The organism is Marinomonas polaris DSM 16579 (assembly GCF_900129155.1).
In the GTDB taxonomy this organism is placed as follows: Bacteria; Pseudomonadota; Gammaproteobacteria; order Pseudomonadales; family Marinomonadaceae; genus Marinomonas; species Marinomonas polaris.
Genome location: NZ_FQVF01000017.1, coordinates 45,713 through 62,277, shown reverse-complemented (window position 1 = coordinate 62,277; position 16,565 = coordinate 45,713). Strand labels below are relative to the sequence as shown.

General features: G+C 40.6%; 14 protein-coding genes. 5 read left to right on the top strand and 9 right to left on the bottom strand.

The window, feature by feature from the left end; all coding sequences use genetic code 11:
• Nucleotides 1–43 precede the first annotated feature (43 nt).
• Nucleotides 44–1,294, bottom strand: a complete 1,251-nt coding sequence (locus BUA59_RS17090) for an HD-GYP domain-containing protein (RefSeq protein WP_072840892.1) — start codon at nucleotides 1,292–1,294, stop codon at nucleotides 44–46.
• 122 nt (nucleotides 1,295–1,416) lie between these two features.
• Complete coding sequence (locus BUA59_RS17085) at nucleotides 1,417–2,076, bottom strand: NADPH-dependent FMN reductase (protein ID WP_072840891.1); 660 nt, start codon at nucleotides 2,074–2,076, stop codon at nucleotides 1,417–1,419.
• A gap of 238 nt (nucleotides 2,077–2,314) precedes the next feature.
• Here BUA59_RS17085 and BUA59_RS17075 point away from each other — a divergent pair, with 238 nt between their 5' ends.
• Nucleotides 2,315–3,076, top strand: coding sequence for an EAL domain-containing protein (locus BUA59_RS17075; RefSeq protein ID WP_072840889.1), 762 nt, complete (start codon nucleotides 2,315–2,317; stop codon nucleotides 3,074–3,076).
• 41 nt (nucleotides 3,077–3,117) lie between these two features.
• On the opposite strand, the gene BUA59_RS17070 is transcribed toward BUA59_RS17075, so the two are convergent.
• Nucleotides 3,118–3,582 (bottom strand): ASCH domain-containing protein, encoded by a 465-nt coding sequence (locus BUA59_RS17070; RefSeq protein ID WP_072840933.1) that lies wholly within the window; start codon nucleotides 3,580–3,582, stop codon nucleotides 3,118–3,120.
• Between the two features lie 50 nt (nucleotides 3,583–3,632).
• Complete coding sequence (locus tag BUA59_RS17065; protein ID WP_012069603.1) at nucleotides 3,633–3,824, bottom strand: DUF3185 family protein; 192 nt, start codon at nucleotides 3,822–3,824, stop codon at nucleotides 3,633–3,635.
• Nucleotides 3,825–3,998: 174 nt separating this feature from the next.
• Here BUA59_RS17065 and BUA59_RS17060 point away from each other — a divergent pair, with 174 nt between their 5' ends.
• On the top strand, nucleotides 3,999–4,370 hold the full coding sequence (locus BUA59_RS17060) for a glutathione S-transferase N-terminal domain-containing protein (RefSeq protein WP_072840888.1): 372 nt from the start codon (nucleotides 3,999–4,001) through the stop codon (nucleotides 4,368–4,370).
• Nucleotides 4,371–4,510: 140 nt separating this feature from the next.
• Here the strand turns inward: BUA59_RS17060 and BUA59_RS17055 are convergent, their stop codons facing one another.
• A complete protein-coding gene (locus BUA59_RS17055) occupies nucleotides 4,511–5,413 on the bottom strand; it encodes a GGDEF domain-containing protein (RefSeq protein ID WP_072840932.1) in 903 nt (300 codons plus the stop codon).
• Nucleotides 5,414–5,641: 228 nt separating this feature from the next.
• On the bottom strand, nucleotides 5,642–7,615 hold the full coding sequence (locus BUA59_RS17050) for a sigma-54-dependent Fis family transcriptional regulator (protein WP_072840887.1): 1,974 nt from the start codon (nucleotides 7,613–7,615) through the stop codon (nucleotides 5,642–5,644).
• 411 nt (nucleotides 7,616–8,026) lie between these two features.
• Here BUA59_RS17050 and BUA59_RS17045 point away from each other — a divergent pair, with 411 nt between their 5' ends.
• The gene (locus BUA59_RS17045; RefSeq protein ID WP_072840886.1) at nucleotides 8,027–9,856 is read left to right on the top strand and encodes a flavin-containing monooxygenase; all 1,830 of its coding nucleotides are present in this window, start codon (nucleotides 8,027–8,029) and stop codon (nucleotides 9,854–9,856) included.
• Between the two features lie 83 nt (nucleotides 9,857–9,939).
• Here BUA59_RS17045 and gdhA read toward each other — a convergent pair whose 3' ends face one another.
• The 3 genes from gdhA to BUA59_RS17030 form a co-directional block, all read right to left on the bottom strand.
• Nucleotides 9,940–11,292 carry an NADP-specific glutamate dehydrogenase gene (gene gdhA, locus BUA59_RS17040; protein WP_072840885.1) on the bottom strand — a complete coding sequence of 451 codons (1,353 nt, stop codon included), beginning with the start codon at nucleotides 11,290–11,292 and terminating at the stop codon, nucleotides 9,940–9,942.
• 716 nt (nucleotides 11,293–12,008) lie between these two features.
• A complete protein-coding gene (locus tag BUA59_RS17035) occupies nucleotides 12,009–12,917 on the bottom strand; it encodes an NAD-dependent epimerase/dehydratase family protein (protein WP_072840884.1) in 909 nt (302 codons plus the stop codon).
• A gap of 19 nt (nucleotides 12,918–12,936) precedes the next feature.
• Nucleotides 12,937–13,641 (bottom strand): pseudouridine synthase, encoded by a 705-nt coding sequence (locus BUA59_RS17030; RefSeq protein WP_072840931.1) that lies wholly within the window; start codon nucleotides 13,639–13,641, stop codon nucleotides 12,937–12,939.
• 512 nt (nucleotides 13,642–14,153) lie between these two features.
• On the opposite strand from BUA59_RS17030, the gene BUA59_RS17025 reads away from it, so the two are divergent.
• Both BUA59_RS17025 and BUA59_RS17020 read left to right on the top strand, forming a co-directional pair.
• Entirely contained in the window at nucleotides 14,154–14,744 is a 591-nt protein-coding gene (locus BUA59_RS17025; protein WP_072840883.1) for a YrbL family protein, read from the top strand.
• 390 nt (nucleotides 14,745–15,134) lie between these two features.
• Nucleotides 15,135–16,331, top strand: coding sequence for a DEAD/DEAH box helicase (locus BUA59_RS17020; protein WP_072840882.1), 1,197 nt, complete (start codon nucleotides 15,135–15,137; stop codon nucleotides 16,329–16,331).
• Nucleotides 16,332–16,565: the final 234 nt, after the last annotated feature.

Sequence of the window (16,565 nt, the reverse complement as noted above, 5' to 3'; positions counted from 1 at the left end):
TGTCAAAGTCTTAGCCTTACTAAGCATTGGAATAATATTTGGTTTATTTGGTGTTGTAGAAATATTTATCGATTTTGTTAGACATTAAAGTACGACACGATGCTTCATCGGCAATAGAGATAGTGCTATAAAATCCTTTTGCTAATCCTTCAAACAGCGCAACAAGAGACGGATCAAAATGAGATCCTTGGCTCTCCTGAATAATCGACAAGGCTTTATCGTAACTGAATGGTTCTTTATATGGGCGTTTAGAGCACAAAGCGTCAAAAACATCCGCTATAGCAAATATACGAGCGCTGATCGGAATGGCTTTACCAACTAAACGATGAGGATAACCACTACCGTCCCACTTTTCATGATGCGCCTCTATTACAGTTTTTGCATCACTTAACCAAGCAATACCATCGACCATTACCACCCCCTCTTGAACATGGGTTTTCATTACTGCCATCTCATCTTCTGACAGTTTTCCAGGTTTAAGTAAAATCTTGTCTGATATAGCAATTTTACCTATATCATGGAGATAGCTTCCTAATATCAGCGCTTTCATAGCTTCATTATCTAGGCCATAAGCTTCAGCCAATTCTGATGCTATCCACGCTACACGGTAATTATGCGCACCCGTATCAGAATCTCGTAAAGCAATGGCTTTCCCCATGGCATACATCATGTCTATATTGGATTGTTTAATTTTTTCAATATAATGCTGATTTTCTTTGTTCAAGATCAAAATTAGCGGATAAATTACCAGAGCACATAACCATGCAGCTCCCGCGGAAATTAATGCAAGCAACAATGAGAAGTTACGAATATCTGCACGTTGCCATTCCGGCACCATTCGAACACCTTCCAAATACCCCCAAATATGCCCATTATTTTTTATAGGTACGAAAGTTCTTAACGCCCAATTACCGTCATTTAAAGTCAAACTTTGATAAGACGCTTGCTGATAACTTGGCTTTTCATGATGAGGTAAAGCGGTTTCTATTAATTCACCCGCTGCAGTAATGGACTCAGAAATCTTGACCCCATCCTTGTCATAAAGCTCCGCTATATCAAACCAATCTAACACTAGATTATCAGTCGCTTGCTGCGCCCTTACCGCGAGATTATCAATGGAAGCATTCACTATATCAAAATGCGAAACGATACTTTGAGAGACCTCTAAAGCCAAATTAACCGTTTCTTGCTCTGCGCTTTCTTTGGCGATTTTCCATCCTGCAGCACCAGCAACAATACTGATGATCAAACCTGAAACGGCAACTCGCTTTAACGCTTTTTGGGCAAAATCCATGGTGAGATCTCTCAATGTTTATTACCCAAACAATAGCGCTTATTAATTAAGGAATTATTAAGGACAGGATTAATAGCAAATTGCTTGCTTCCAAACGACTTAACGTTTTCGTTTAAGCCAAACTAAGGCGCATTTCTTTGGGAAGGATCTCTTGTGAAGGCCCGAATCATATCTTGAGGATCAATGTGCGTTTTGTGATTCACCGCTGCCTGAGCCCACCAAATCAATTGGTTAAACGTACGCCCAAAGTATCCAAACCATTCAGATTGGTCTTCGCCCTCTAGCAAACCTCCGTCTTCAGAAAAGATATTTTGCGCTTTTGGAACATGAATCATAGATGATACTGGCAAACAGCCTAGCTCTGACAAAAAGGTTCGCATGCCGATTGCCGCTCGCATGCCACCCCATTGGCCTGCTGAATAAGTCACTATGGCACTTGGCTTGTATGAAAACAAAGAGCTACCAAAATGATTCAGTAAGTTCGCCAATGCAGGACTCATTGAATGGTTGTATTCTGGACTTACCATTATATAACCATCAGCGGAGGCTATTTTCTTAGCTAGCTCATCCAATTCAGATGGAACCTGACTTTTCGAATAGGAAAAATGAGGCTTAAAAATCGGTTCTAACGGATAATCTAAAGCGTCTACCAACTCTATTTCATGATCGCCATGCTGAGATGAAAAAGACGCTAAGCATGCTTTCGCTACCCTTTCACCTAAACGAGCAGGCCGCGGCGGTGTACTGTCTCTAACGGTACCAAGGAACATTAAAATCTTCATAAACAATCACCTATTAAAATCATCGCCATCAAATGCTTCAATAACATCCACCGAAGAAAGATGGAATAAAACCCACACGATAGCAAATCTTTGAAAGAAATGACGCATCACTGGTAAATTACCAACGAAAGCTCTATTGTTTAATACTCCATAGAAATCATTGTGATAGGGGATTATATGTATAAGAAACATCTATCTATTCCCTACATACCCAAGTATTAAACAAGAGAGTCGCAACATGAAACAGAAGGACTTCCGAAAACTAGGCTGCGCAGAATGTTCAACTGGATGTGACTTAGGCTTCGACTTCACTATGGCGTTTCAGCCGATTATTAATAGCCAAACCAAAACCGTTTTCGCACAAGAAGCGCTTGTTCGTGGCTTAAATCAAGAAAGTGCATTTCAGGTTTTTCAAAACGTCAATGAAACCAATCGCTATCGTTTTGATCAAAGTTGTCGAGTGAAAGCCATAAAACTTGCAGCAGAGCTAGAAGTCCATAAACACTGCTTTCTTAGTATTAACTTCTTACCTAATGCGGTTTACAAGCCAGAACTTTGTATTCGAACCACGCTAAACGCAGCGGAAGAATATCAATTTCCAAAAGAAAAGATCATTTTCGAATTCACTGAAAACGAACAAATTACGGACAGCAAACACTTAGAGTCAATCATCCAGCATTATCAGCAACAAGGTTTTTTAACCGCTACAGATGACTTTGGCTCAGGGTTCAACGGTTTAAACCAACTTGCCGACCTTAGAACAGATATCACAAAAATTGATATAGCGTTAATCAAGAACATAGACCAAGACAAAAAGCGCCAAATCATCGTACGAAATTTGGTAAACCTGTTTAACGAACTGAATATGATAATTGTCGCTGAAGGGGTCGAAACAAAAGCCGAATACCAAGTTTTACAAGACATGGGCATCCATCTGTTCCAAGGTTACTATTTTGCTCGCCCAAGCTTTGAATCACTTGCTGAGATAAACTGGGATTAACTCAAAGCTAAGCGCGAAAAGGCCAACTTATTAATATTTCCCTATTGATAAACAACCTTAAAGCGCTCTAACACCAGTAACATATCTTCCGTTGGCTCAATATCTAATTCCTCGCACTCCGCGGATAAAAACGCCCAGTGCGCTTCACGCCACCAAGCCAAGGTTTTATCACCCTCACCTTCTGCTGCGGCAAATTCAGCACTAACATCACAATATCGACACTCTGTAACAGAAGTAATTTCCACAATGCACACAGGCTTACCATCCCAATTGGTCACAACTAGTAAGTGACCAACCTCTGGCATAGCTTCACCTTCATAGCTGTACCAATGTTTCATACTGCAAGATGCCTGTTTTTCACCACGCATAATCAAATCGGCACAAATGTTGGCATTGTACTCATCGGCACAGTAGTAACCTGCACTAAACGAAGTGTATTTTTCGGCAACTTCTAGAGGTAAAGAATGGAGAAAGCTATCCAAATACACTTTGTTTCTTTTTTCCATGAAATCTTCAACCTCTATTTTCATCTCACACTATTCTACAAAATCAGCACTTATTTCAGTCTTGTTAGACCAACTAATACACAAACAATACCACCGACCATGCCGACCCAAGCTTCTACTGGCGTTTCACCGCTTAAGGCACGAGTTACTTGAGAGCTAGCCGCATCGTAAATGTTGTAACCCCATACAGCCAAAGCAGCACCAGCGATAACTAAAATAATACCTATAATTTTATTATTCATACTTACTCCAAAGGATTATAAATTCAGCGAATAGCGCTTGATAATGACACATACCAGAGCACAAATTAAAAACATTTATCTCTAGCCCTTAAATCATTAACACTTTACCGCTAGAATGGCGCGCACTGACATTACTCTTATTCATTTAGTTCTGAGAACAAGCGAGCGTCCTGCATGAAATTATTGATAAATCTCATCCGTAACCTTCTAGGCTACATCATCATAGCTGTTGATCTTATTACCCGCGGATCTAAGAAAAAGCGCACACCAGAAAAGCAACAAGAGATTAATCAAGAACTTAAAGATTTTTCGCTTTATCAATTCGCCGCCTGCCCATTTTGCACTAAAACACGCAGAGCCATGTACAAGCTAAACCTACCTATTGAAAAGCGTAACGCACCAGAAGGTTCAGCTCACCGTACTGAGTTACTTGAAGGCGGCGGTAAAGTAAAAGTGCCTTGCCTGCGTATTGAGAAAGATGGAAAAGTGGAATGGATGTACGAATCTTCACAGATCATCAGCTACCTAGAAAAACGCTTTGCTTAACACTAAAAATAAGCAAAACTAATATTTCTAATGCTTAAACGAAAAACGGCTTCTGCAACAGAAGCCGTTTTTCATAAAATATTTAATCATCAACTGAACAGAGCACGAATACTACTTAGTCTTCGATGCCTAAAAGGATATTAACCCAATCTTACCTGATCTTTGCCACTTCTTTTTGCCTCATACAAAGCATCGTCAGCACGTCTCAATGTCTCCTCATAAGATCGATCCGCAGGCTCCATAGTCACGACACCTATGCTAATACTAATAGGTATATCCTCAGTAGAAAATCGGTTCAACTCCAACTTGAAATGCTTTCGTAGTCGATTAGCAAACGTCACCGCATCTTTCAAATTGATATTTGGCAAACCAATAACAAATTCATCACCGCCAAAGCGACACGCAATGTCAGTTTTTCTGAGTTCTGATCGACAAATATCACCTATCGTCCTGATAATTTCATCACCGGAGTAATGACCCAAGGTATCATTTATTTTTTTAAGGTTATCAAGGTCAAACATCAAAATAGACGCTGGGACAGCATACCGCTCGAACGCATCGTAATGAAGAGCTAGATCTCGCTCAAGTTTCCTTCGATTGAAAAGTCCTGTGAGCTGATCTGTATCACTAAGTGTTCTCAGCTTAATTTCCAGCTCGTGCCGCTCTGAAATGTTACTGGCGACCCACAATACGACAGCCTCGCCGTCAACCAAAAAATCGAGCCTCTGAATACGGCCTTCAAACCAAAGAGAATGCTTCGGTCCATCTATAGACTCTATATTAATATCTAGACTGTTCAGTTCATATTCTTTGATTAACAGCTGACCTGAGTCTAGTGCCAACTCAATTTGCTCAAGAAACCAATCAGCCTTCTCATTTTCAACAATATCGGTAATACGCAAACCAACAAGCCCATCACTGCTATGGTAATAACGAGCATCACGCCCACCAAACACGGCGATATATTTACCACTGCGCGACAGGATAAATGCAGGGTCTGGTAATGTATCTAATACAATAGCCATTTGTTCAATACTAATCATAAAAATACCCTGCGACATTGCTATGAAAAACTGAGATGAAGAAAGAATCCTTCATATCTTTCCCAGAAAAATCACTTCTACTATAGAATAATAACGGCTAAATCTTCCTTTTCTTCAGTAATTCACTCAAAAGAAAAGTCATCATAAGTCAGGGATGTGGAATCAAGGCTTAAATTCTCACCGTATTTTTTTACAGCAATGTTTCACAGTAACTTTTTACATTAGTAATTACCTATTCTTTGGCTGAACTATTTGATGCTTTGTCATACGACGATATATCGTGGGTCGTGACACACCCAATTGTTTGGCAACAGCGGATATATTCCAACGCTGCTGTCGTAATAAATTTAATAAAAATTGTTGCTCAGAATCGTCAGTAGAAGACTCCTGACAATTAACATAAGTAGTTGTAATTGGATGAAGCGGAATGAATGGTTCAACCAATCCATTTTGATGGATAAAAAACTCTTCGGGGAGGTGCTGTATAGAAATTTCATCAGTTTCACAGATGGCATCAGCAAAGGTTAATGTATTAACAAGTTGGCGGATATTACCTGGCCATTCATGGGCTAAAAGTGCGCTCATCGCGTCGGCTCTTAATCTCACTACTGGATTAATTTTCTTTAATAGCATTTGAATGAGATATGGTTTATCAGCACGTGCTTTAAGAGTGGGCAGATTTAATGTAGCGCCATTAAGTCGATAAAATAAATCTTCTCTGAAACGCCCCTCTTTAATGAGTTGAGCGAGATTGCAATGTGTGGCCGCTAACACACGAACATCCACATCAACCGCTTGGAGAGCGCCTAACGGCATAACTTGCCCTTCAGCCAATACGCGGAGTAAACGGGTTTGCAAATGTAGGGGCATATCCCCAATCTCATCGAGAAAAAGAGTGCCACCACTCGCCTGCTGAATTAATCCCTTTGCCCCTTTTGCACGCCCACCAGTAAAGGTTCCAGGCGCATAGCCAAAAAGCTCGCTTTCAATTAAAGATTCAGGAATCGCAGCACAATTAACAGCTATATAAGGTTTCTGTGCACGATGGCTTGAGTCATGAATCGCTTGTGCTAACACCTCTTTCCCAGTGCCTGTGTCACCTAAAATCAGTAGATTCATATCTCGATGACGTAGCCGTTTTGCCAGACTAATCGTTTTACGCATGGCTGGATCATCCGCACTCAATCCATCAAGTTGAAAAACAGACTCTTCTTGAGTAGCCAGTATTTGTGAAAGTTGAGGCTGATAAGGCACATTTGTGGCGGGCTCTATCAACATTCCAAACAAGGTTTGCTGTGTTCCCGATAAACGAAAAGCTCGGATACCATCTTTACTTTCGTAATTAATAGAGACAATATCCCGCCATTGGCATTCTAACAATGTAGGTAAGGATACCGTTGGCAGATCAATAATATGACATTGCGATAATAAACTACGGCCAGCGGTGTTTGCAGCCAATACCTCACCATCTTCATTTAATGCAAATAAACACTGCCCATTTACTTGAACCAATTCACGAGACTGATCGCACTTAAAAATCAAGCTGTGCCGATATCGCCTCAAAAAATACGCATCCTCTATTAATCGAGCGTAAAGCTGAGTTAAGTGCAAAGCAAAATTTTGACTATCCGGTGTTCGTGATGAATCAAGCGCGGAAATATCCAACACCGCCAATAACTGGCCAGATGGGTCTTTAATTGGTGCGGCTGTGCAGGTCAAACCAATATGGGAGCTATCAAAATGATCGACACGATGACAAGTTAAAGCCTGTTGCTCTTGAATACAAGTACCTACCGCACAAGTACCTGCATATTGCTCACTCCAGTCCGCGCCTAAATACAGACCCGCTCTATGCAAGCGTTCATCGTCATTTTTACTTCCTAAAAACTGAACTGTAATGCCTCGATAATCACTCAGTAATAAGACATAACCCAAGCCTGCTATTTGCGTATAAAGTTGCTCAACGCCAGCACGCGCAACATTCAAAAATTCATCCACCGAATCTTGATGCTCACGAAGAATCTGATGCGTCACAATGCGAGCTGGTCTTGGTTGACTGGGGTCTAAACCATATTCATTAAGGCATCGCTGCCAAGAACGCCCAATTAACTCATGGGGAGAATAATGCTTACCTAAGGCTTGACGGCCACTGTAGCTAAGTATTGCATCAATATGCCGACGTTGCTGACTTGTATTATTCATACAGACTCTTTGCTCCTGGCTATTATTTTTATTTTTAGATTACTAGCAGTCTACTCGTGAAGAATCAGGCTTTCTATACTTCTTTACCCAATTCTGATTCATCGCCCAGCTCAAGATCAACATCTCAAACTTCCCCGTCTCTACTTAGTTAAAAGGCGAACACTGGACGTTACACTTGTACAAAAAAGCATTACAGGTGTAACGAATACGAAATACATTATCATTTAATCAATCTTACTTTTAAAAAAATATACGATATAAATCAAAAAGTTATAACAAAAAAATATCCGTGGCGATCTGTTGGCACGCATACTGCTCCATCTTCAGTACCAATATAGTTCAAATGAAACCAAGCATATGAACTTGGTATTAGGGTAGTAATAAAAATAATAATCTACATTGGAGTTACTTATGACGGATCCTTCAAAAAAAACATCTTCACTAAATACAATGCATCAACCCAACATAGCCGTTATGGATTGGCTAGAAAAACTTTCGAACACGCTTAGCTCAAATACCCCAACTGATGCTGCGGTACTGTTTGAAGAAAATGGGTATTGGCGTGACTTAATATCCTTCACCTGGAACATTAAAACCCTTGAAGGTCGCACTGCCATTAGCGACATGATCGCTGACACCATAAAACGTGTTTGTCCGACTAACTGGCAATTAGAAGAAGATGCCACTGAAACAGACGGTGTGATTGACGCTTGGATTACCTTTGAAACTGCCGTTGCTAGAGGACGTGCATATTTACGATTGCGTAACGGTCTTGTTTGGACCTTCCTAACAACAATGACGGAGCTTAAAGACTACCCTGAAAAACGAAACAAACTTCGTCCAAAAGGCGCTGAACATGGAGCCAATAAAAACCGCCAAACGTGGCTTGAAAAACGCCAGCACGAAGAAGCCACCCTAGGTTATACAGAACAACCTTATTGCCTGATTATCGGCGGAGGACAAGGCGGCATAGGTCTCGCGGCTCGCCTGCGTCAACTGGATGTTCCCACTATAGTGATTGATGCCCTACCAAAACCGGGCGACACATGGCGCAATCGTTATAAATCACTCTCATTACACGATCCTATTTGGTATGACCACATGCCTTACCTTCCCTTCCCAGAAAACTGGCCAGTCTTCACTCCAAAAGACAAAGTTGGTGATTGGTTAGAGATGTACACTAAAGTCATGGAGATCAATTATTGGGGGTCTACACGCTGTACACATGCGGAATTTGACGAAGAGAAACAAGAATGGCGGGTAACTATTGATAAAAGTGGAGAGAAACTCACCCTTCGTCCTAAGCAACTCATACTAGCAACAGGCATGTCTGGCATACCTAACATGCCCAACATACCTGGAATGGATACTTTTGAAGGAGAGCAACACCACTCTAGCCAACATCCTGGCGGGGAAGCCTATAAAGGCAAAAAATGCATCGTCCTTGGTGGCAACAACTCAGCCCATGATATCTGCTGTGCCCTGTGGGAAAACGATGCTGATGTCACTATGATCCAGCGCTCATCCACTCATATCATCAAATCTGATTCATTGATGGAGCTCATCCTAGGCGGCTTATATTCAGAAGAAGCCGTCGAAAATGGCATGACCACCTATAAAGCGGATTTAACCTTCGCATCCATCCCTTTTCAGGTGATGCCACAATTCCATATTCCAGCTTACCAAGCAGTTGCTGAAAAAGATAAAGACTTCTACCAACGCTTAACCGATGCTGGATTTCTACTAGATTTTGGCGAAGATGGCTCTGGTCTATTTATGAAATACCTTCGCCGTGGCTCAGGCTATTACATTGATGTGGGTGCTTCAGAGCTTGTCGCCAATGGAGACATTAAGCTTAAATCCGGTGTTTCTATTAAGAGCATTAAACCAAAATCTGTGGTGCTTACGGATGGTACTGAACTAGAAGCGGATTTAATCGTATACGCCACAGGGTTCGGATCTATGAACGGCTGGGCGGCAAAAATTATCTCCCAAGACGTCGCTGACAAAGTGGGTAAATGCTGGGGCATGGGATCGAACACAGCAAAAGATCCTGGTCCATGGGAAGGAGAACTTCGCAACATGTGGAAACCAACTCATCAAGAAGCACTATGGTTCCATGGCGGCAATTTGCATCAATCAAGACACTACTCTCAGTATCTATCATTGCAAATAAAAGCACGCATGGAAGGAATAGATACATCGGTATATGGTATGGAGCCAGTCCATCACTTAAGCTAACGACAGACCTAATTGTTTCGTCCTGAAACACATCAACGGCTTCTACAACAGAAGCCGTTTTTTATATTATGATTATAACAAAGTTATACGATACCCTGCTCAATCATGGCCTCAGCAACACGCCTAAAACTAGCAATATTAGCACCTAAAACAAGATTACCAGGTTGACCAAACTCTGTAGCAGTATCATTAGCTGCATTGAAAATATTTTTCATAATCACTTTCAACTTTTCATCTACCTGCTCGAACGTCCAATTTTGCATACTTGCATTTTGCGCCATTTCTAACTGACTAGTCGCTACACCACCAGCATTCGCAGCTTTACCTGGGCCATAAGCAATTTTTGCATCAATAAAGGCATCAGCTGCCGCTTGAGTAGACGGCATATTCGCCCCCTCACTCACAACAACGCACCCATTGGACAATAATGCCTGAGCGTCTTCTAAAGTAAGTTCATTCTGTGTAGCACAAGGAAAAGCAGCATCCGCCTTAAAACGCCATACGGCATGACCATTCGCAGGATAATCAGACGCTGGAATATATTGAGCATCACTATGTTTTTGTAAATACTCTACCAAGCTTGCGCTACGTACTTCTTTCAATTCTTTTAATAAATCAAGATCGATACCTTTGTCATGATAAATAGTGCCACGTGAATCTGAACAACTAACAGGTATCGCACCAAGCTGATATAGCTTTTCAATCGTGTAAATAGCTACATTACCAGCACCTGAAATAAGGCATTTTTTACCTTTTAAAAGGTCTCCACGGGCCTCTAGCATGTACTGAGCAAAATACACTGCACCGTAGCCAGTTGCTTCCTTACGAACTAATGAGCCGCCCCAAAGCAAACTTTTCCCCGTCAGTACCCCTTCGTAGCGGCCAGTCAAACGTTTATATTGTCCAAACATATAACCAATTTCTCGCGCACCAACACCGATATCACCTGCAGGAACATCCGTTGTTGGGCCAATATGTCTATATAACTCGGTCATAAATGACTGGCAAAAACGCATAATTTCGCCATCAGAACGGCCTTTAGGATCAAAGTTAGCGCCACCTTTACCGCCGCCAATAGGCAACCCCGTTAGTGCATTTTTAAAAATTTGCTCAAAGCCTAAAAATTTAATGATGCTGGCATTTACACTAGGATGAAACCGTAAACCGCCTTTATAGGGTCCAAGTGCAGAGTTAAACTCAACACGATACCCTTTATTGACTTGAATGTTTCCCTTGTCATCTACCCAAGGAACACGAAACATAATTTGACGTTCAGGCTCAACAATACGCTGTATTATTGCTTGCTTTTGATAACGATCATTACCTTCCAATACGGGCTCAAGTGAATCCAGCACCTCTTCCACGGCTTGATAAAACTCAGATTGAGCAGGACTAGTACGCTTCAAATCAGAAATGGTTTGATGGACATAAGTCATAAAATTTCGGTTCCTGTTTAATAGTCAAAATATTACTTCCATTTTGTTAATCATCGAATAATAAAGGCATGGGTACTTTCTAAACGTTTCAATCACACTATTTCACTAAGTAATTTTGTGACGATACTTACCGTTGTATGAGAAGAAAGGCGGGTACAGCTCATGCTCTCGATGCTTAACTGAGCATATTCATCATCAATAGTTAACAAATTCAACAACCAAGACAAATAATCTATCGCTCTAAATTGGTGCCATAGATTATATGGAAAATACTTAAAATCGTAATATTGACCTGTTTATTTGTTTGAAAAACGGTCAATGCTACTAATTTTTTAAAGCGTTATACATGGAATAAACCAGAAAACTTGCAGAAAACAGAAGAATTATCTTGTCAAAGCAACAGATTTTTCATGCTTTATTATGGAACAATACAATTTTTCACTCTTGACTTTGCTAATTATAAGAGATGTAAATCAACCAATTAAATACTTATAAATCATGTATATAAATCAAAAAATCAAAGCGCACCATTTGTAAACAACATATCGCACCAAAAAAGAACTAGAGATATCACAACCCCTTTACCCATTTTAAACAGTAAACCCTCTGCTACAAAAAAACGGCTTCTGCAACAGAAGCCGTTTTTTTGTAAGCCAGCGCACGTTTTCTTAGCCTAATGAGATAGGATCAATGTTTTAAGATTTTTTCTCTAAATTTTACTCACCAGAAACGCTCACATACTTACGCCAATTATGTTGCTCTTTAAAACCCAGAACATCACGGATCTTACGGTTTGAGAACAAAGCCTCGTGCTCACCCATTTCTCGAGTAAATGGCACATCTGGAAAAAAGCGTTCTGCTAATTTTTTAGTCGGAATAATCGCGCCATTATCGTCGTTGCCAGCATTGAACACTTGGAAACCTAAGCCATCTTTTTGCAAACATAAATCAACAATTTGCCCAAGATCACGAGCATCGATATAGCAAAAAGCATTTCGGCGACGCACTTCAGGGTGTTTAAAATAATGTGGAAACAATTCAGCGTATTCATGAGGCTCAATCACATTACCAATGCGCAGCGCGTAAATATCAATTCCTGAACGACGCTGAAAACTACGTGCTGTTTTCTCGTTAACTACTTTAGACAAACCGTAGCTGTCCATAGGATCAACATCGTAATCTTCTTCTAATGGCAAAGAATGCGGATTGGTTTGCCCATCAGAAAAACAAATACCATAAGTGGTCTCTGACGACGCAATAATTACTTTCTTAATACCAAGCTTTACCGCAGCTTCAATAACGTTGTAAGTACCAATGGTATTCACTCGAAAGGTTTCATTATCTGGATTGATCAGGATTCTAGGCACCGCGGCGAAATGCACCACAGCGTCAAATGTTGGCACGCCTGTACCAGGCTCTAATTCATCAAAACCAGCATACGAGCTCATTGCATTGAACATCTGACCAGAATCGGTAATGTCCGCAATCAGGTTATCGACCTTAGGATGATCCAGTGGCGTCAAGTCTACATTAAGTACTCGATATCCCTGATCAATAAGATACGCAACGGCATGCTTGCCTGCTTTTCCCGATCCACCTGTAAATAATATTCGTTTTGCTGTCATAACCTAACCTCGATGAATTTTAATTATTATTAAAAGACTCTACTTCATTCTTAGATAAATAACGCCATTGTCCGACATCAAGATCAAGGCAAACCTCGCCTATTTTCTCTCGATGCAAACCAACCACTCTATTGCCAACGGCTGAAAACATGCGCTTAACCTGATGAAACTTGCCTTCGGTGATGGTTAAAAGTACTTCTTTTGGAGTAATAATGTCTAATTTGGCGGGACGAGTTAAACCTTGCTCACCTTGGAGTTGCAGCCCTTGTTTGAACTGAGTGACAAGGTCGCTACTCCGTTCTGCAGGAATGGCTTGAGACAACTGAACTCGATAGACTTTGCGGCAATCGTTCGTTGGCAGTGTGATATTAAAAGACCAACGCCCATCATCGGTAATTAGCACCAGACCAGTTGTATCCGCATCCAAACGCCCCGCAATATGTAGCTCAGAAGCTTTATCAACGTCTAAATAATTGAACACAGACGGATACACTTCATCGATATTCGAGCACACAGTACCAGCTGGCTTATTCATTAAAATATAGCGAAAATCGCGCGCTTTTAGCCTATCACCCTTCAAGAGTACCGTATTGTTTTCATGCACTTGAGTCGCTTCGCTTGTCACTACTTCACCATTGACGCAAACCTCACCCGAATGAATGTATTGAATCGCTTCCTTTCTGGTCAACTCAGTACTTTTACAAACAAACTTATCAAGACGCATAACAGGCAACATTATCAGGTGGAAGAACTAGACATTATGCTTTCTGACGAGCTTTTATCAACCACGCACTCATAAGGATACAAAGGACAGTAAAGATAAGTGTGGCTCTATACATTGAGCCACCCTAATAATTTAAAATATTTCTCGTATCCAACTCCTACCAACCCTATCTGAAATGTTCCTAACCACCTGACAATGGTCACTTCCCAAATTAATTCTGCACTTGCCTGCCTTTTTTAAGCCAACATAAGCTATTTAAAAAAGTGAAAAAAATATGAAAAAAATCAAAGAAAAGTGAAAACACATGAACTCTTAGTGCCAGCACAAATTATTACATTATCTTTACGTTACAATAAAAAAATAATGCTTTATCAAGTGGATGCAGTGAGTTTGCAACGAAGTTTTTACCTAATTACCTCTTCTACTACCGTCCCTTATTACTCTCATCAATACCTATTCAACATAAGTAAAGATGAGCAATATCAACGATCACTAATTAAATAGCTGGGCATATGGATATAAATCTAAGCGATAAATACTATCTCGCTGAAGGAAGCTGTCGTACGGTTTATCGACACCCTAATAATCAAGAGCTATGTATCAAGATAAATCACAACCCAGAGAAAGACAGAAATATTACTGAGGTCGTATTCTACAAAAAGCACTACAAACAAAGCTTAGACTTCATCACTAATTTTGCAGGAACTGTAGAAACTAATCTTGGCAAAGGCGTGGTCACAAAAATCGTTCTTGACCATGATGGAAGTGTTTCAAAAAGCCTTGAAGATTATATGGAAGAGCGAACTATTACGTTAAGACAAGCCCTTTCATATATAACGGATTTAAAAGATAAAGTGTTCAAATACGGTGTTCTACTACACGATGACGGAATACAAAATATCTTAATGCGTAAAAATGCAGATGGCACTTTAACGCCAGTGCTAGTTGATGGATTTGGCCCTAGAGATATGACAGTAAAAGCACTTATTTATATGGTTTTACGCCCTCTAGCCAAACATAAAAGCGCTAAAGTCCTTGATAACATGTCAAAAAGAGCTTCTTTGTTTAATGCTCGTTTATCGACACTTAACCCTCTATCATAAACGAATAAGAAAACTCACTTCTTTGTTCTTTCCTATAAGCATAAAGCCACTTATCTATCTCTAGAAAAGTGGCTTCGTTTTTCTATTCTTTGCTCTTACTGCATTGCTATTTTAGTGTTGCCAAATACATTCATCAGCCTTTTATATGAGTAATCTCTTACACACCTTTGATGCCCTATGGCTTGCAAATCCCCCAGCAACTTGTCTGACGTTGACGAATTTTGCTTTGATAATACTGGACAGCTAGGATGTCAGCCACAAAGTTACCTAAGTGTTTTGTTAGCCCTGTAGAGCTAATTACAACATTTGAGCAACGAACGGCCGCTTTTACGTTATACTGCATCATCTTTTTATTTCGACACACCTTACGACAATCTGTCAGAGCACCTTATGCCATTTGCAAAACTAGGATTATCCAGTCCTCTTGTTAAAGCTATTACCGAATTAGGTTACAAAACCCCTACGCCAGTCCAGAAACAAGCGATTCCCATCATCCTTTCGGGTAAAGACTTAATCGCCACTGCACAAACAGGAACAGGCAAAACTGCTGCTTTTGTTCTGCCCTTGCTAGAACGATTCACTAAAGCCGGAACATTACGCGGCAAACGCATTCGAGTGCTGATTCTCGTGCCGACTCGTGAGTTAGCCGTTCAGGTTGAAGCCAGTGTTGCTCAATACGCTAAACACACTAAGCTAACCTCTATGGCCGTGTATGGTGGTGTGGATACTGAAGCACAAAAAGAACGTTTAATAGAAGGCGTAGATATTCTGGTCGCCACTCCAGGCAGATTGCTCGATTTAGCTCATCAACGTGCGCTGCATTTTGATGAACTTAAAGTCATGGTATTGGACGAAGCAGACAGAATGGTAGATATGGGCTTTGTTGGCGATATCAACAAAATCATGGAACGCCTACCTGAAAATCGTCAAAACCTTTTATTTTCGGCAACCATGACCGACGATGTTCGCGCTCTAGCGTTTGATTTTTCAGACAGCAAGATGACCGATCTAGCGGCTGAAATATCTATTTCACCTAATGTCCGCGCGGCCGCAAGTATCAAACAATGGTTAATTACCGTTGATAAAGACACTAAATCTGCCTTATTGAGCCATTTGATTAACGAGCAAAAGTGGGATCAAGCACTTATATTTATCGAGAAAAAACACGGTGCAGCTAAGCTTGTCGATCAGCTAGCCAAACGAGGAATAGTCGCCGATTGTATTCATGGTGATAGAAGCCAAGCCATGCGCGAAAAGATTTTGGCTCAATTCAAATCTGGTGAGCTAAAATATTTAGTTGCAACGGGCGTTGCTGCACGTGGTTTGGATATCGGTTCATTAAGTCGCGTGGTCAATTATGACTTGCCGTTCAAACCAGAAGAATACATTCACCGCATTGGCAGAACAGGTCGTGCTGGTGCTTCTGGTGAAGCTATATCCTTTGTTGCCATGGGTGACTTTAAAAACCTTTGCGCTATTGAAAGCCGACTAAAGCACATTATCGACCGCAAAGAGATTGCAGGCTTTCCTGTAAGAAAAGTCGTACCCGTTTCAATCTTAAATTACGTTCGCAAAGCAAACCGTTAAAATACGATTTGCCCTAGGTTGAAAAACCTTCTACCTAGGGCAAAGCCTCAAGGCCTAAAATAATAGCCGTTACGGGGCATTCTTTTCTATAAAGTGACAGCCATAAATCTAATCTTCAAAAGTTCATCTATTTGGCCAAATCAGCATTATTTGAGTATAAAAAGGCCACTTTGATATACAAAAGTTTACAAATATGGATACTATGCTGTATATCTAAGCATTGAATTATGATGT

What these genes read in the sequence shown, in the direction of transcription:
- BUA59_RS17025 (WP_072840883.1), top strand. Translation starts at nt 14,154, where the DNA reads ATGGATATAAATCTAAGCGATAAATACTATCTCGCTGAAGGAAGCTGT.
- BUA59_RS17090 (WP_072840892.1), bottom strand. Translation starts at nt 1,294, where the DNA reads ATGGATTTTGCCCAAAAAGCGTTAAAGCGAGTTGCCGTTTCAGGTTTG.
- BUA59_RS17055 (WP_072840932.1), bottom strand. Translation starts at nt 5,413, where the DNA reads ATGATTAGTATTGAACAAATGGCTATTGTATTAGATACATTACCAGAC.
- BUA59_RS17085 (WP_072840891.1), bottom strand. Translation starts at nt 2,076, where the DNA reads ATGAAGATTTTAATGTTCCTTGGTACCGTTAGAGACAGTACACCGCCG.
- BUA59_RS17070 (WP_072840933.1), bottom strand. Translation starts at nt 3,582, where the DNA reads ATGGAAAAAAGAAACAAAGTGTATTTGGATAGCTTTCTCCATTCTTTA.
- BUA59_RS17045 (WP_072840886.1), top strand. Translation starts at nt 8,027, where the DNA reads ATGACGGATCCTTCAAAAAAAACATCTTCACTAAATACAATGCATCAA.
- BUA59_RS17065 (WP_012069603.1), bottom strand. Translation starts at nt 3,824, where the DNA reads ATGAATAATAAAATTATAGGTATTATTTTAGTTATCGCTGGTGCTGCT.
- BUA59_RS17075 (WP_072840889.1), top strand. Translation starts at nt 2,315, where the DNA reads ATGAAACAGAAGGACTTCCGAAAACTAGGCTGCGCAGAATGTTCAACT.
- gdhA (WP_072840885.1), bottom strand. Translation starts at nt 11,292, where the DNA reads ATGACTTATGTCCATCAAACCATTTCTGATTTGAAGCGTACTAGTCCT.
- BUA59_RS17030 (WP_072840931.1), bottom strand. Translation starts at nt 13,641, where the DNA reads ATGCGTCTTGATAAGTTTGTTTGTAAAAGTACTGAGTTGACCAGAAAG.
- BUA59_RS17050 (WP_072840887.1), bottom strand. Translation starts at nt 7,615, where the DNA reads ATGAATAATACAAGTCAGCAACGTCGGCATATTGATGCAATACTTAGC.
- BUA59_RS17060 (WP_072840888.1), top strand. Translation starts at nt 3,999, where the DNA reads ATGAAATTATTGATAAATCTCATCCGTAACCTTCTAGGCTACATCATC.
- BUA59_RS17035 (WP_072840884.1), bottom strand. Translation starts at nt 12,917, where the DNA reads ATGACAGCAAAACGAATATTATTTACAGGTGGATCGGGAAAAGCAGGC.
- BUA59_RS17020 (WP_072840882.1), top strand. Translation starts at nt 15,135, where the DNA reads ATGCCATTTGCAAAACTAGGATTATCCAGTCCTCTTGTTAAAGCTATT.